Raw genomic sequence first — 14,094 nt, 5'->3', positions numbered from 1 at the left:
AGGAGACTCGATGACTCTTTCTTTCAAAAGCTTAGGCCTATCTGAAGCCTGTGTAGCGCACCTCGACCATCTTGATTTCAAAACGCCGACGCCAATTCAGGCCCAGGCCATTCCCCACCTCCTCTCTGGACGAGATGTGGTAGGACGGGCGCAAACCGGTACCGGGAAGACCGCAGCCTTTGCCCTGCCCATGCTAGAACAAATCGACGTGGGCGATCGCTCCCTGCAAGCGCTGGTGTTGACCCCCACCCGTGAGCTGGCTTTGCAGGTCTACCAAGCGATTCAGCTTTTCAATACCGATCGCCGTCTGCAAATCTTGACCGTGTATGGCGGGCAATCGGTCGAACGCCAAGTCAGCCGTCTGCGCAAGGGTGTGCAGATGGTGGTGGGTACGCCAGGTCGGGTGCTCGACCTGCTGGGTCGGGGCGACCTCAAGCTGGACAAGCTCAACTGGCTAGTGTTGGATGAAGCCGATGAAATGCTCAACATGGGCTTCATCAAAGATGTAGAAACCATCTTGAACCAGGCTCCGGCTGAGCGCCAAACCGCTTTCTTCTCCGCCACCATGGATCCGGTGATCCGCGAGCTATCAGCAAAATTCCTGCGATCGCCCGTGACCGTGACCATTGATCAACCCAAGGCTGCTCCCAACCGGATTAACCAGGTTGCCTACTTGATCCCTAAAGGCTGGACGAAGGCCCGGGCTCTACAGCCGATTTTAGAACTAGAAGATCCAGAATCAGCGCTGATCTTTGTGCGCACCCGTCGGGCTGCCGCAGAACTAACCCGTCAGCTTCAAGCCGCTGGTCACAGCGTTGATGAATACCACGGCGACCTCAGCCAGTCTCAACGGGAACGGCTATTGCTGCGCTTCCGTCAACGGCAGGTGCGCTGGGTGGTGGCAACCGATATTGCTGCCCGTGGTTTGCACGTGGAAGATCTAACCCACGTGATCAACTACGACTTGCCCGATAGCCTAGAAAGCTACGTTCACCGGATTGGTCGGACAGGGCGGGCCGGAAAAGAAGGGATCGCCATTTCCCTGGTTCATCCCCTCGACAAGCGCAAGCTGCGAGACATTGAGCGCCACATTCGCCAGAAGCTAGAGTGGGGAACGATCCCCACCCGCGCCGAAATCGAAGCGCGCTACATTGATAAGCTGAAATCTCGGGTGCAAGAAGCCCTAACAGGCGAACGCATGGCGTCTTTCTTGCCGATTGTGTCTCAACTCAGTGAAGAGTTTGAACCTCGCATGATTGCAGCGGCAGCCTTGCAAATGGCCTACGACCAAACCCGTCCATCTTGGATGCGGGTGGAGCCGGAAGCTACAGACGACGATCGGCGGCCGTCTCGTCCATCGGGCGGTGGTTCTCGGACACCCCAAACCAAGTCTCGTCGTCCCAAGATCAACCGAGTTTCAGAGCCCTCTAGCCCATCTCGTTCCTAGAGGTCTAGACCTGGATGAAGGGGCTAAACCTTCGACTCACAAGTTGATATAGTTTTGACACTGGTTGTCCGTTGATGGCAGCCAGTGTTTTTTATGGTGGGTGGTGGTCAGAACCATGATGCGATCGCTGGATCTTTTGCAATTTTATCGGCAGTTGGGTAGCCAAGTGTTCACCGTGGTGGATGTAGAAACAACCGGGATGGCGGGCTGGCGCGATCGCATCACCGAACTGTCAGTTTTGCAGGCCACCCTCGCTGATGGCGTGGTGGATCAACGCACCAGCCTGCTGAACCCTGGCGTTCCTATTCCTGCCAATATTGTCGCCTTCACCGGAATTTCCCAAGCCATGGTAGACGTTGCCCCAACTACGGCAGACGTCTTGCCCCACTACTGGCCGGCCCTCAACCAAGGCGTACTCACCGCCCATAATTTAAACTTCGACTACGCCTTCCTGCAGGCGGAATATGCGCGACTGGATTACAGCTTCGATCGCCCCGTTTCAGAACAACTTTGCACCGTAGCCCTATCTCGCCTGCTGCTGTCCGATCTACCCTCTCGCAGTTTGCCGAACCTGGTAGCCCATTTTGGGTTTAACGTAGGGCGATCGCACCGGGCCGCAGCCGATACCCTCGCCTGCTGGATGCTGACCCAGCGGTTATTATCCGACCTCCTAGAGGGCGACGATGATGCCATTCTCCAGCGATTGCAGCAGCAGTGGATTCCCCTCAAGGCAGCGGCCGACGTGCTGAATTGTTCTACCCGAGTCGGTCAGCGCCGTCTCGACCAGGCTGGGGTCAGCCATCGTCTAGTGCAACGAGGGCGATCGCAGACCCGCATGTATCGCCGGGGGGATGTGGAGCAGGTGGCAGGTTTAGCCTAATCTGGAGATTGGGTCGTGCCAAGATCGGCTTGAACAGCAGATTCTGCTACGTATTGACGCATCAATCTTGGCCAAACCAGCACAAAAAAGCCCATCCAGACCCCGAGGGGAATGGCGACCAAGCCCGTCAGCCAAACGCGATGGAACAGCAGCCAACTGCCGCCAATCAGCCCCGTGCCGGTGAGCACAATTGACCAAGGCTGACACCACCAAGGTTTGAGATGCCAGGGATTGAAGGAATCCGACGTAGGATCAAGCGCCATACTACCGAGACTCCTGCTCAATCCGTTGCTTAGCCACCTGCTCAAACCAAGCTATGATTTGCTCTGGCTGCAGCTCAGCGATCGCCACCTGCTCCTGTTCTGCGAGCTGCCGTAGGGGTTTTAGCGACGACAGCACAAGCTGGGTGAAAAACCGAATAAAGCCAGCATCGATCTCCAGGTCTGCCTGATTGGTACGATCTTGCCGCACCCATTCCGCCACCTCAGCCGTGGCAATCTGTTCGATGGGCTGGCCGGTATCCTGGGCAATCTGCTTCAGCGATCGCAGGGAGTAGATGGCCACTCGGGTGGAAAACTTATCGCGGGATGACAGCAGCGCCTGGTCTACCGCCGCGCATTCCTCCGGCGTCAAAAATTCGGGGGTTTGAAACTCGGTCATAGCATCCTCATTGGGGATCATCGTTGCGTCTATGCTCAGGGTCTAGGGCCCGATCCCTCTCTACGACTATCACCACACAGGATATCACCCCACATCCATTCTCGCCTGGCTGCCAGGAACTGGGAGTGCTCCTGAGGTCAGGCTACGGGATCCTTGGTCTAGCAGCCGGTTAGGAAGACGTTGACGTCGCTTAATGGTGTTGGGAGGGGCGATCGCTGGTGGAGCGAATCAAGTATCCACAGCGATGCTCACCATTCACCAACCAGTGCGTGCGCTTCACGGCGCAGCCCTCTAGGGCAATTTCAAACATCTCTAGTTCATGGCCACAGACGCTGGGAAACGACTCCGCAATGTGGGAAATGGCGCAGTTGTATTCCGTAATCACATACTGCTCCGCTGGGGCATCGTCCTGATCTTGATGGGCAGCGTCTGGCACCGATTCATCCTCCGGCTCCACCGAATACCACTCCGCCATGTAGCCTTCTGCCTGCCGCAGCTTCACCAAGTTGGCTACCCGCTCCTCCACCGATCCGTTGCCCACGCGATCGCGGTATTCTTGAGCTTTGCGCTCCCATTGTTTGCGCAAAATTGTTCCCACTTGTTCCCGACCGACGGTCTCGGTGAGGGTGTCGAGCAACGATAGGGCAAAGTCATCATATTTAGCTGGCAGGCGATCGCGCCCCTCCTGGCTGAGCCCATAAATATGTTGCGGACGCCCCATACCTGTCTGCTCTGGATGATGTTGGATCAAACCTTCATCTTCTAGATCTTTGAGGTGTCGGCGAATCGCCTGAGGGCTGATATTGAGAGCATCTGCTAGATCCTGAGCCTTGGCTTGCCCTTGCTTCAGGAGGTAGTAGAGGATGTCTTGTTTGGTGGAGGGGTGCTGCTTAGTGGCCATCATCGTCGGGGAGTGCTAGTCGTTCACTGACGCAAATTAGGTTGCTGAGCCAATCAAGAATCATCACAAAATCTCAATATTAGACTTTGACAACCTTACTGTTGTTAAAGTAGCCTACAATTATGTTAAGCAACAAGTACGTTGTTTTAATTATAGGGGCGATCGACCGTCGTGTCGGTTTGAATTTTGATCACGATACAGAAGCTGATTCCATGACTACATCCACTCAATCTCAAGCCACTGATAAAAGTCTCGAAGCCATGCGGCACTTTTCCGAGACCTATGCCCAGCGTACCGGAACCTATTTTTGTGTCGATCCGGGCGTGACTGCCGTGGTGATTGAAGGGTTGGCTAAGCACAAAGATGAGCTTGGTGCGCCCCTTTGTCCCTGCCGCCACTACGAAGACAAGGAGGCCGAGGCTGCCGCTGCTTACTGGAACTGCCCCTGTGTGCCCATGCGAGAGCGCAAAGAGTGCCACTGCATGTTGTTTCTAACCCCTGAAAACGACTTCGCAGGCGATCGCCAAGATATTTCCTTCGAAGAAATTCGCACAACCACCAGTCAATACTAATTGACACCTCAGCAGGGGTCGGGTGCCATTGTGGTATCCCGCTCCCCCACTGCTCTACCCATGTTTTGGAGACCACCGGAGAACACCGCCCATGTCTGCATCCGTTAAGACCCTTGTTAATCAGCCCTACAAGTATGGCTTCATCACCGACATCGAAGCAGACTCGATTCCTGCGGGTCTCAGCGAAGATGTTGTGCGGCTGATCTCTGCCAAAAAGAATGAGCCGGAGTTCATGCTAGAGTTTCGTCTCAAAGCCTATCGCCACTGGCTGAAGATGACGGAACCCACCTGGCCCCACGTCAGCTATCCCCCCATTGACTATCAAAAAATTGTCTACTATTCTGCCCCGAAGAAAAAAGACAAGCTTCAGAGTTTAGACGACGTCGATCCCACCCTGCTGGAAACCTTCGAAAAGCTGGGAATTCCCCTTTCGGAGCAAAAGCGCCTCTCCAATGTGGCAGTAGACGCCATTTTCGACAGCGTGTCGGTGGCCACTACGTTTAAGGAAAAGCTTGCGGAAGAAGGCGTGATTTTCTGCTCCATCTCCGAAGCCCTGCAGCACCATCCTGATTTGATCCAAAAGTATCTGGGTACGGTGGTGCCGGCTGGGGACAACTACTTTGCCGCGCTCAACGCAGCGGTCTTTTCCGATGGGTCGTTTGTCTACATTCCCAAAAACACCCGTTGTCCCATGGAGCTATCCACCTACTTCCGGATTAACAACGGCGATTCGGGACAGTTTGAGCGCACCTTGATTGTGGCGGAAGAGGGCAGCTCGGTCAGCTACCTAGAAGGCTGCACTGCTCCCATGTTTGACACCAACCAGCTCCACGCGGCAGTGGTTGAACTGGTGGCGCTCGACAACGCCGACATCAAATACTCCACGGTGCAAAACTGGTTTGCGGGCGACGAAAACGGCAAGGGCGGCATCTACAACTTCGTCACCAAGCGCGGTCTCTGCCAGGGCAAGAATTCTAAGATCTCTTGGACTCAAGTTGAGACTGGATCGGCGATCACCTGGAAATATCCGAGTTGTGTGCTGGTGGGTGACAACTCCGTGGGTGAGTTTTACTCCGTAGCGCTAACCAACAACTGCCAGCAGGCCGATACCGGCACCAAGATGGTGCATGTGGGCAAAAACACCCGCAGCACGATTATCTCCAAGGGAATTTCCGCCGGGCGATCGCAAAATAGCTATCGTGGCTTGGTGAAAGTGGGCCCCAAGGCTGAAGGAGCCCGCAACTATTCCCAGTGTGATTCGATGCTGATTGGCGATCGCGCCCAGGCTAACACCTTCCCCTACATTCAGGTTCAAAACAACACCAGCAAGGTGGAGCACGAGGCCTCGACCTCGAAGATTGGCGAAGACCAACTGTTCTACTTCCTGCAGCGGGGCATTTCCATGGAAGACGCCATTTCGATGATGATCAGCGGCTTCTGTAAGGATGTGTTTAACCAACTGCCCATGGAATTTGCGGTGGAGGCCGATCGCCTCTTGAGTCTGAAACTGGAAGGCAGTGTAGGTTAAGTTCGCAGGCGATCGCCCCTCGAAGACGCGATCGCCTTCTCCCCATACATATGAGCATGACGAAGTTAGGTAAGTAATCGATGATCAATGACAACGCTGAGGTGATTCTGTCGGTTCGTAATCTCACGGCTGAAGTAGACGGAATCCAAATTCTCAAAGGACTGAACCTAGAGGTGCGGGCGGGAGAAATCCACGCCATTATGGGGCCCAACGGTTCGGGGAAAAGCACTTTCTCCAAGGTGATTGCAGGTCATCCCGACTATACGGTGACTGGCGGTGAAGTAATCTACCAGGGTCAGAACTTGTTAGACCTGCCCGCTGAGGAGCGATCGCGCTCCGGAATTTTCCTGGCATTCCAATATCCCCTAGAAATTCCCGGTGTGAGCAACATCGACTTCCTACGGGTAGCCTGCAACTCTCGCCGTAAGCATCAGGGGCTAGAAGAACTGGATGCCTTTGACTTTGACGAACTGGTGCAAGATAAGCTGGACGTCGTTAAGATGAAGCCAGAATTTCTCAATCGCAGCGTCAACGAAGGCTTTTCCGGCGGTGAAAAGAAGCGCAATGAAATCCTACAGATGGCGCTTCTGGAACCTCGCTTAGCCATTCTGGACGAAACAGACTCCGGTCTAGACATCGACGCCTTGAGAATTGTCTCGGGTGGCGTCAATCAACTTGCCAGTCCAGATAATGCCACGGTGTTGATTACCCACTATCAGCGCCTGCTAGACTACATCGTGCCCGACTATGTCCACGTGATGGAAGGCGGCCGCATTATCACCACCGGCGATAAGTCTCTGGCATTTCAGCTCGAAGAGCGCGGCTATGATTGGGTTGTGGAACAAGAAGCAGCGGGGGTTCAATAATGCAGACGTCTACCTTAACGCCGCCTCGTGTTGATCGCCATGCCTATCTCGTGCAGTTGCTGAGTCAGCGGCTGGATGTGGATGAAACGCGGCTGGATGGAGCAACCCTGGCTTGGCTGAAGGAACTGCGCCACCAGGCTGTTGCCCAACTGCAAACGGCAACCTTACCCACTCAGCGGGATGAAGATTGGCGCTTTACCGATCTATCCTCGCTGTTGGCAGTAGATTTTGAAGCGGCTCAGCCCAATCTAGAGGCGATCGCCCCTGAAGCGCTCACGCAGTATGACGTACCGGAAGCGATCGCTCAACTGGTGTTTGTTGATGGTATCTATGCACCTACCTTATCCACCCTGGGCGAACTACCTGCGGCTGTGACCGTGGGGTCGCTGCTAGAGGTGGCTCCTCGCTTAGGCGATCGCTTGCCGACCTATCTAGCCCAGCAAACGGTGGGTCAAGATGTCTTCGCGACCTTGAATACGGCTGGATTGCAGGATGCGGCGATTATTTGGGCAGGTAAGAATCAAGCGATCGCTCAACCGATTCATGTTCTCTATCTCTCAAGGGGCGATCGCCCCAGCTTTTCTCAACCGCGCTGCCTAGTAGTAGCAGAGCCCAACAGCGCGCTCACCCTGGTGGAAACCTTTGCCTGCCTGGATGCAGGAACCTACCTCAGCAATTCCGTCACGGAAATCTGGGTGGAGGAGAATGCCGGGGTCAACCATGTGCGCCTGCAGCAAGACAGCGAGACAGCGTTTCATCTGAGCCGTACAGTGGTGAACCAAGCTCGGAGCGCTCGTTATCGAGTTCATGACATCAGCCTCGGAGCCGCCCTGTCGCGCCGGAATTTAGATGTATTCCACAGCGGCGAGCAGGTGGAAACCCTCATGAACGGGCTGACCATGATCCAAGGTAAGCAGGTAGCCGACACCCATAGTTTGATCAACTATGCCAAGCCCTACGGCAGCAGTCGTCAACTGCATAAATGCATTGTGGACGACAAAGCCCACACCATCTTCAACGGTAGGGTGAATGTACCCCAGGCAGCCCAGTTAACCGATGCTGCTCAGCTAAACCGATGTTTGCTGCTATCGCCCAAGGCTCGGGTAGACACCAAACCCCAGCTTGAGATCGTGGCTGACAACGTCAAATGCACCCACGGAGCCACGGTTAGCCAGCTTGAAGCCGATGAAGTATTTTATCTGCAAAGTCGAGGCATTGATGCTGAAAGTGCCCAATCGTTGTTGATCTATGCTTTTGCCTTTGAGATTCTCGGTAAAATTCCTGTTGAATCGGTTCAGAAGCGTCTATCGCAGTTCGTTTCCGCCCACGCTCGTTAAGTCCTTCCACCGCATGTCCCTATGACTCTTACCCAGGAACGCACCCTCGCTGCCAAGCTCCGCCCCGACTTCCCGATTCTGCACCAGCAGGTGCATGGTCATCCGTTGGTGTATCTTGATAATGCCGCAACTTCCCAGAAGCCGATCGCCGTACTGGAGGCCCTGCAGCACTACTACCAGTTCGATAACTCCAATGTGCATCGGGGCGTGCATACCCTGAGTGCGCGGGCGACGGATGCCTATGAAGGAGCCCGAGATAAGGTGGCAGCGTTTGTGAATGCTGCTCATCGCGAGGAAATTATCTATACTCGCAATGCATCGGAAGCGATCAACCTCGTAGCCTATGCCTGGGGTATGACAACCCTAACGGCAGGGGACGAAATTATTCTGTCGGTGATGGAACACCACAGTAATTTAATTCCCTGGCAACTGGTAGCCCAGCGCACGGGGGCTGTGCTGAAGTTTGTGGAACTGACGGAGACCGAAGAATTTGACCTTGACCACTATCGCAGCCTGATCTCCGATAAGACCAAGCTGGTGTCGGTGGTGCATGTGTCTAATACCCTGGGCTGCATCAATCCGGTCAACGAAATTGTGCAAATAGCCCACCAGCACGGTGCGCGGGTGTTGATCGATGCTTGTCAGAGCGTGCCCCACATGGCCATTGACGTGCAGGCCATGGACTGTGACTGGCTGGTGGCGTCAGGACATAAAATGTGTGCGCCTACGGGCATTGGCTTCCTCTACGGTAAGCGTGACCTCTTGCGCCAAATGCCGCCATTCCTCGGTGGTGGGGAAATGATCGCCGATGTCTTCCTCGACCATGCCACCTATGCTGATGTGCCCCATAAGTTTGAAGCCGGGACGCCTGCGATTGCTGAAGCGATCGCCCTGGGAGCCGCGGTAGACTACCTGACCAATATCGGCATGGACGCCATTCATGCCTACGAGCAAGAGCTGACAGCTTACCTGTTTCAACAGTTAGCAATCCTGCCCGACGTGCGCATCTATGGCCCTCAACCCCAGGCCGATGGAGCAGGACGGGCCGCCCTAGCTGCCTTCACCACCGGGGCCGTCCATCCCCACGATCTATCTACTATTTTGGATCAGGCCGGTATTGCCATCCGCGCCGGACATCACTGCACCCAGCCGCTGCATCGTCTGGTAGGCGCTCAGTCTACGGCACGGGCTAGCCTGTACTTCTACAACACCCGCGATGAAATTGATGCCTTCGTCGCGGCACTCAAGGAAGCGATCGCCTTCTTCGGCGAGATCTTTGCCTAGGAGTGTACTGTGACCAAGCAGGCAAGTTCCTCATCCTTCCACATTGGCTGTGCCGTGTGGGCCTATCGTGACTGGGTGGGCGACCTGTTTCCCCTGGGTAGCCGTACCCAGGATTTTCTGGCGCTCTACAGTCGTCGCCTCACGGCCGTGGAAGGCAACACCACCTTCTATTCCACCCCCGACGCTGCCACGGTACAGCGCTGGCATGACGAAACGCCGCCGGGCTTTCAGTTTTGCCTGAAACTGCCGCGCACCATCACCCATGGGGGATTGCTCACACCTCAACTACCAGATGCGATCGCCTTCCTAGACCGGATGCAGCTCCTCGGCGATCGCCTGGGCCCTTGCTTTGCCCAACTGCCGCCCAGCTACGGTTCCCAGTACCTCAGTGATCTAGCCAACTTTCTCCAGGGTTGGCCCCGCGATCGCGTTCCCCTTTGCCTGGAAGTGCGGCACATGGGCTGGTTTCGCGACCCCCATGCCCAGCAGCTCAATGATCTGCTGCGATCGCATCACGTGGGACGCGTGCTGCTGGATACCCGCGCTATTTATGATGGTGACGATGATCCCCAGGTTCATTCCGAACGGAAAAAACCGCCGGTGCCGCTGCAGCCAGTGGTCACCAGCGATCGCGTCATCATCCGCTATATTAGCCATCCCGACCTTGATCGCAATCAGGACTACCTAGCAGAATGGGTACAGCACATCGGCCATTGGCTGCAGGCGGGTCAGCAGGTCTATTTCTTTGCCCACTGCCCATTGGAGGCGCGATCGCCCCGGATTGCCAAACTCATTCAGCATGGCCTGGAACGGTCTGGCGTAGCCGTGCCGCCCCTACCCTGGGATCACGTCCAGCAAACTCAGCAGCTTAGCTTATTTTGATCAGAATATCTTACTCGTCAACCTTCTTGCGCAGCGCCTTGATCTGACCGCGTTTCGTCTTGCTGTCTAGTCGCTTTTTCTTAGCATTGCGAGACGGTTTGGTCGGTTTGCGCTTCTTGGGTGTAACCGTCACGCTTTTAATCAACGCTTGGAGCCGCTGTAGGGCATCATCCTTATTTTGCTCTTGAGTACGGTGCTGCTGAGCTTTGATGATGATCAGGCCATCTTTGGTAATTCGTTTGTCGTTTAGATTGAGCAATCGTTCTTTATACAGAGGCGATAGAGACGATGCCTGGATATCAAACCGTAGATGGATAGCGGTGGCAACCTTGTTGACATTTTGCCCGCCTGCTCCCTGCGACCGCACCGCACTGAGGTCAATTTCGCTGAGGGGAATGGCGGTGCGGTTAGTAATCTGCAACATGGTTAAGGATGAACCGATTTCGGCTGAACTGCACGGGTGTTCCGACTCATCACCATTCCCCTGCGTGAGAGGAATGGTGATATCTCAGAGGATGTTGGTCGGAACGTAGGACTAGCCTACCACCAGCGTAGCTCTAGAAGCCCGCGCTGGGGACGACTGAGTTCTTCTTCCGTGAGCCATTCCATGGGCTTGTAGGTGCCAAACACCCGATCCCACCAGTCTACGGCTAAGCCAAAATTGTGATGCCACATGCCGTACTTGTGGTGGACATAGTGAACCGGCATGGTCATCCAAAAACACTTGGTCGGGTTTTCGTGCTGAAGTTGATGGGCATAGGCCGAAAAGGCCGCAAAGGCGATCGCCCCTAGAGCCCAACCAAGACCTGCTGACCGCGATACCAAAAACATCGGCAGAATAGCGATCGCACTGCCCAAGAGATAGTCACGAAATTCCCAAACAACGCCCTGCCCTTCATTGCGGCGATGGTGATCGCGGTGACGTCCGCCAATCCGTTGAGAGACGTGCATTAGGCGATGCATCCAATATTCAATCAAGCTGGCCAGGACAAAGGCTCCACAAAAACAAATAATTCCAGCCACCATACTATCTTCTCACCCACAGATTCAAAACGCTGGTTTACAGACGCCTTTCACACCTCAAGCGTTCCATGCCCATCAGATGATCAGGAAGAGCGCTTGAGTCGATCGGCCTATCTATTCTGACACTTTTATCAAATTTTGTTCGTGGTCTCCCATCGGCCAAAAAGCTGAAGATCCCATAAGCAGATAGCCATGGGACGCGATCGCCCGTGGTAGGGTTGATTCCATAGTCGAGAGTTTCACAGGAGAGCTGGTACATGGACGTTAAAGCAGCGATCGCCCTAGAAGCAGGTCAACCCCTCAGCATCGAAACAGTACAGCTTGAGGGCCCCAAAGCGGGAGAAGTGCTGGTGGAAATCAAAGCCACCGGCATTTGCCATACCGATGCCTATACCCTCTCCGGCAAAGACCCCGAGGGACTTTTCCCGTCCATCTTGGGGCACGAAGGGGCAGGGGTGGTGGTTGAGGTGGGGCCAGAGGTGAAAAGCCTCAAGCCAGGCGACCATGTGATCCCGCTCTATGTGCCAGAATGCCGCAATTGTTCCTACTGCCTGAGCGACAAGACCAACCTTTGCCAAGCGATTCGCCTCACCCAAGGGCGCGGCGTCATGCCCGATGGCAGCAGTCGCTTTTCGTTCCAAGGCAAGCCGTTGTATCACTACATGGGCACCTCCACCTTTGCCAACTACACGGTGGTGCCTGAAATTTCCCTGGCCAAAATTCGCGAAGATGCTCCGTTTGAAAAAGTCTGCTACATCGGCTGTGGTGTGACAACGGGGGTCGGAGCGGTGATCAACACGGCCAAGGTGGAACCGGGGGCGAATGTGGTGATCTTTGGCTTGGGCGGCATTGGCCTAAATGTGATTCAAGGCTGCCGCATGGTGGGCGCAAATATGATCATCGGCGTGGATCTAAATTCATCCAAGAAGGAACTAGCTGAAAAATTTGGCATGACTCACTTTGTCAATCCGAAGGAAGTCGAGGGCGACCTAGTATCCTATCTGGTGGAGTTAACCAACGGTGGCGCAGACTATAGTTTTGAGTGCATTGGCAATGTCAAGGTCATGCGGCAAGCCTTGGAATGTTGCCATAAGGGTTGGGGCGTCAGTGTGATTATCGGCGTGGCGGGTGCTGGGGAAGAAATTAGCACTCGACCCTTTCAGCTCGTGACCGGTCGGGTCTGGAAAGGCACAGCGTTTGGTGGCGCGAGGGGGCGTACGGATGTACCGAAAATTGTGGACTGGTACATGGATGGCAAGATCAATATTGATGACCTAATTACCCATGTGTTGCCGGTGGAACAGATTAACGAAGCCTTCGACCTCATGCATCGCGGGGAGTCGATTCGTAGTGTTGTGACGTTTTAACATTCTGCTGTTTCTGCTGATACAGACCAAAATCTGACGAACCACTCCTTAGAGGGCAGTTATCATCATCCCATTCGGCATAGCACTCCCATTTGGGCAGTTATGCATATAATGTTGGGTATAACTGTCCTCCAAGTCCATGATATTCAACTTAAAATCTGGTCAACCACCCTGACTGGAAGTATTGGCAAAATTAAGTCACTGATCAGGCTCAGTAGTGGTTAAGCGGTTTAAGCTACCCGTTCCACCGTATAGCTGAGTGTGAAATATGAACTGCGCCAGGTTTTGTCTTGAGATGTTTCCTTTTCAAACATATGTCGTCTTCTGAAGAATCCAAGATTTATTCTGTTATGCCTCTACAACGAATGGCAGATTGGCATAGCAGGGTGTGGGCACTTTCATCTGTTTTCTATGAGTCAATTCCTGCTAATAAGTCAGGTAAGTTTTTCAATCATCTTCAAGAGATGTTTGAGGTTTACAAGCCTAACGATTTCCTGAGGGATATAAATATTTTTAGCTGCATCTCTGCAATTGGCTTCTATTGTAGAATTTTAGGGCAATTAGATTCTTACAGAAAACCGGAATTTGATGGTTCTATTCGCTCGATAATTAGCACAGATTACGGGAAAGAGAAAGTATATGTGGCTGCAAGAGAAATTGAAGGAATCACCAGAGAAATTGGCTACTCTCTTAAGACTAAGATTGAAAACTATAGCTTCTACGAACCTAAGAAGGAGCACGCTTTTCTAGTATCTCATGCAATCTGCTATGCGCTGGAAGACATTCTTGAGCATCACAAATTTATAAACCCTACGCAACAAGCAGCAATTGAGTTTTATCATGGTTTAATTCGCTTTGTTATTTACTCGGGAACAAAAGATCATAAATTAGTCCCATCTTATGTGACAACAAAATTGGCTAAGTTGCTTAAGCTAATATTAAGCCATCCTGTTGCATTGACCCTTCCTGACATGGACGACCTATGGGGACGAGAATGTCTGAATGAATGTGCACCAGATTTTACTGAAAGTCAAGACACCTATATTAATTTAAGCCAGGATCTAAGTCTTGCAGCAGTTTCAATCCAAGACTTGCTTGATCAGATACAAAAGCAGGGGTTAGCCATTGAGGTTGCTCAAAAAAAAGTGGCTGAGGATATAGCGACCCAAGCACGAAAAAGTCCAATCATGAAAGATAAATTGGTGAAGTGGGGACAATCTCTAGGGGATGAAATTGTAAGTGATGTTGTCATACCAATTTAATTTAAAGGGACATAGAATAGAGGGAGGGTCAATCCTGGAGGATAGAAATGAGTCGTCCATTCAAGCTTGAGATCACTGAGAGCGA

At 53.4% G+C, this 14,094-nt stretch carries 15 protein-coding genes; 10 read left to right on the top strand and 5 right to left on the bottom strand.

Features of this window, described 5'->3' with window-relative positions:
* Positions 1 to 10 precede the first annotated feature (10 nt).
* Complete coding sequence (locus JUJ53_RS11085) at positions 11 to 1,447, top strand: DEAD/DEAH box helicase (RefSeq protein ID WP_204152077.1); 1,437 nt, start codon at positions 11 to 13, stop codon at positions 1,445 to 1,447.
* 103 nt (positions 1,448 to 1,550) lie between these two features.
* Positions 1,551 to 2,327 carry a 3'-5' exonuclease gene (locus JUJ53_RS11080; protein ID WP_343327935.1) on the top strand — a complete coding sequence of 259 codons (777 nt, stop codon included), beginning with the start codon at positions 1,551 to 1,553 and terminating at the stop codon, positions 2,325 to 2,327.
* Here the strand turns inward: JUJ53_RS11080 and JUJ53_RS11075 are convergent.
* The 3 genes from JUJ53_RS11075 to sufR form a co-directional block, all read right to left on the bottom strand.
* Positions 2,324 to 2,590, bottom strand: coding sequence for a DUF6737 family protein (locus JUJ53_RS11075; RefSeq protein ID WP_204152076.1), 267 nt, complete (start codon positions 2,588 to 2,590; stop codon positions 2,324 to 2,326). The genes JUJ53_RS11080 and JUJ53_RS11075 overlap by 4 nt on opposite strands.
* A gap of 1 nt (position 2,591) precedes the next feature.
* Positions 2,592 to 2,987, bottom strand: a complete 396-nt coding sequence (locus tag JUJ53_RS11070; protein ID WP_204152075.1) for a hypothetical protein — start codon at positions 2,985 to 2,987, stop codon at positions 2,592 to 2,594.
* A 190-nt stretch (positions 2,988 to 3,177) separates the two neighbouring features.
* Entirely contained in the window at positions 3,178 to 3,891 is a 714-nt protein-coding gene (gene sufR / locus JUJ53_RS11065) for an iron-sulfur cluster biosynthesis transcriptional regulator SufR (RefSeq protein WP_343327934.1), read from the bottom strand.
* A gap of 209 nt (positions 3,892 to 4,100) precedes the next feature.
* On the opposite strand from sufR, the gene JUJ53_RS11060 reads away from it, so the two are divergent.
* The 6 genes from JUJ53_RS11060 to JUJ53_RS11035 all read left to right on the top strand — a co-directional run bounded on the left by JUJ53_RS11060 (position 4,101) and on the right by JUJ53_RS11035 (position 10,357).
* Positions 4,101 to 4,460 (top strand): ferredoxin-thioredoxin reductase catalytic domain-containing protein, encoded by a 360-nt coding sequence (locus tag JUJ53_RS11060; RefSeq protein ID WP_204152073.1) that lies wholly within the window; start codon positions 4,101 to 4,103, stop codon positions 4,458 to 4,460.
* Positions 4,461 to 4,551: 91 nt separating this feature from the next.
* Complete coding sequence (sufB, locus tag JUJ53_RS11055; protein ID WP_204152072.1) at positions 4,552 to 5,988, top strand: Fe-S cluster assembly protein SufB; 1,437 nt, start codon at positions 4,552 to 4,554, stop codon at positions 5,986 to 5,988.
* A gap of 80 nt (positions 5,989 to 6,068) precedes the next feature.
* Positions 6,069 to 6,854, top strand: coding sequence for a Fe-S cluster assembly ATPase SufC (sufC, locus tag JUJ53_RS11050; RefSeq protein WP_204152071.1), 786 nt, complete (start codon positions 6,069 to 6,071; stop codon positions 6,852 to 6,854).
* Entirely contained in the window at positions 6,854 to 8,191 is a 1,338-nt protein-coding gene (gene sufD / locus JUJ53_RS11045) for a Fe-S cluster assembly protein SufD (protein WP_204152070.1), read from the top strand. Before sufC ends, sufD begins: the two co-directional genes overlap by 1 nt.
* Before the next feature lie 21 nt (positions 8,192 to 8,212).
* On the top strand, positions 8,213 to 9,475 hold the full coding sequence (locus JUJ53_RS11040; RefSeq protein WP_204152069.1) for a SufS family cysteine desulfurase: 1,263 nt from the start codon (positions 8,213 to 8,215) through the stop codon (positions 9,473 to 9,475).
* 9 nt (positions 9,476 to 9,484) lie between these two features.
* Positions 9,485 to 10,357, top strand: a complete 873-nt coding sequence (locus JUJ53_RS11035; RefSeq protein WP_204152068.1) for a DUF72 domain-containing protein — start codon at positions 9,485 to 9,487, stop codon at positions 10,355 to 10,357.
* Between the two features lie 10 nt (positions 10,358 to 10,367).
* Here JUJ53_RS11035 and arfB read toward each other — a convergent pair whose 3' ends face one another.
* Complete coding sequence (gene arfB / locus JUJ53_RS11030) at positions 10,368 to 10,781, bottom strand: alternative ribosome rescue aminoacyl-tRNA hydrolase ArfB (protein WP_204152067.1); 414 nt, start codon at positions 10,779 to 10,781, stop codon at positions 10,368 to 10,370.
* Positions 10,782 to 10,897: 116 nt separating this feature from the next.
* The gene (locus JUJ53_RS11025; protein WP_204152066.1) at positions 10,898 to 11,383 is read right to left on the bottom strand and encodes a sterol desaturase family protein; all 486 of its coding nucleotides are present in this window, start codon (positions 11,381 to 11,383) and stop codon (positions 10,898 to 10,900) included.
* A 254-nt stretch (positions 11,384 to 11,637) separates the two neighbouring features.
* Between JUJ53_RS11025 and JUJ53_RS11020 the strand changes: the two genes are divergently transcribed.
* Together JUJ53_RS11020 and JUJ53_RS11015 are read left to right on the top strand one after the other, a co-directional pair.
* Positions 11,638 to 12,747 (top strand): S-(hydroxymethyl)glutathione dehydrogenase/class III alcohol dehydrogenase, encoded by a 1,110-nt coding sequence (locus tag JUJ53_RS11020; protein ID WP_204152065.1) that lies wholly within the window; start codon positions 11,638 to 11,640, stop codon positions 12,745 to 12,747.
* 365 nt (positions 12,748 to 13,112) lie between these two features.
* Positions 13,113 to 14,009: a hypothetical protein gene (locus JUJ53_RS11015; protein ID WP_204152064.1), complete on the top strand. Its 897-nt coding sequence runs from the start codon at positions 13,113 to 13,115 to the stop codon at positions 14,007 to 14,009.
* Positions 14,010 to 14,094 lie beyond the last annotated feature (85 nt).

The sequence above is a fragment of the Leptolyngbya sp. CCY15150 genome (genome assembly GCF_016888135.1).
Lineage (GTDB): Bacteria > Cyanobacteriota > Cyanobacteriia > RECH01 > RECH01 > RECH01.
This window is presented reverse-complemented; position numbering and strand designations above follow the sequence as displayed.

What these genes read in the sequence shown, in the direction of transcription:
- sufD (WP_204152070.1), top strand. Translation starts at nt 6,854, where the DNA reads ATGCAGACGTCTACCTTAACGCCGCCTCGTGTTGATCGCCATGCCTAT.
- JUJ53_RS11070 (WP_204152075.1), bottom strand. Translation starts at nt 2,987, where the DNA reads ATGACCGAGTTTCAAACCCCCGAATTTTTGACGCCGGAGGAATGCGCG.
- sufC (WP_204152071.1), top strand. Translation starts at nt 6,069, where the DNA reads ATGATCAATGACAACGCTGAGGTGATTCTGTCGGTTCGTAATCTCACG.
- JUJ53_RS11020 (WP_204152065.1), top strand. Translation starts at nt 11,638, where the DNA reads ATGGACGTTAAAGCAGCGATCGCCCTAGAAGCAGGTCAACCCCTCAGC.
- sufR (WP_343327934.1), bottom strand. Translation starts at nt 3,891, where the DNA reads ATGATGGCCACTAAGCAGCACCCCTCCACCAAACAAGACATCCTCTAC.
- JUJ53_RS11075 (WP_204152076.1), bottom strand. Translation starts at nt 2,590, where the DNA reads ATGGCGCTTGATCCTACGTCGGATTCCTTCAATCCCTGGCATCTCAAA.
- JUJ53_RS11060 (WP_204152073.1), top strand. Translation starts at nt 4,101, where the DNA reads ATGACTACATCCACTCAATCTCAAGCCACTGATAAAAGTCTCGAAGCC.
- arfB (WP_204152067.1), bottom strand. Translation starts at nt 10,781, where the DNA reads ATGTTGCAGATTACTAACCGCACCGCCATTCCCCTCAGCGAAATTGAC.
- JUJ53_RS11085 (WP_204152077.1), top strand. Translation starts at nt 11, where the DNA reads ATGACTCTTTCTTTCAAAAGCTTAGGCCTATCTGAAGCCTGTGTAGCG.
- JUJ53_RS11015 (WP_204152064.1), top strand. Translation starts at nt 13,113, where the DNA reads ATGGCAGATTGGCATAGCAGGGTGTGGGCACTTTCATCTGTTTTCTAT.
- sufB (WP_204152072.1), top strand. Translation starts at nt 4,552, where the DNA reads ATGTCTGCATCCGTTAAGACCCTTGTTAATCAGCCCTACAAGTATGGC.
- JUJ53_RS11025 (WP_204152066.1), bottom strand. Translation starts at nt 11,383, where the DNA reads ATGGTGGCTGGAATTATTTGTTTTTGTGGAGCCTTTGTCCTGGCCAGC.
- JUJ53_RS11040 (WP_204152069.1), top strand. Translation starts at nt 8,213, where the DNA reads ATGACTCTTACCCAGGAACGCACCCTCGCTGCCAAGCTCCGCCCCGAC.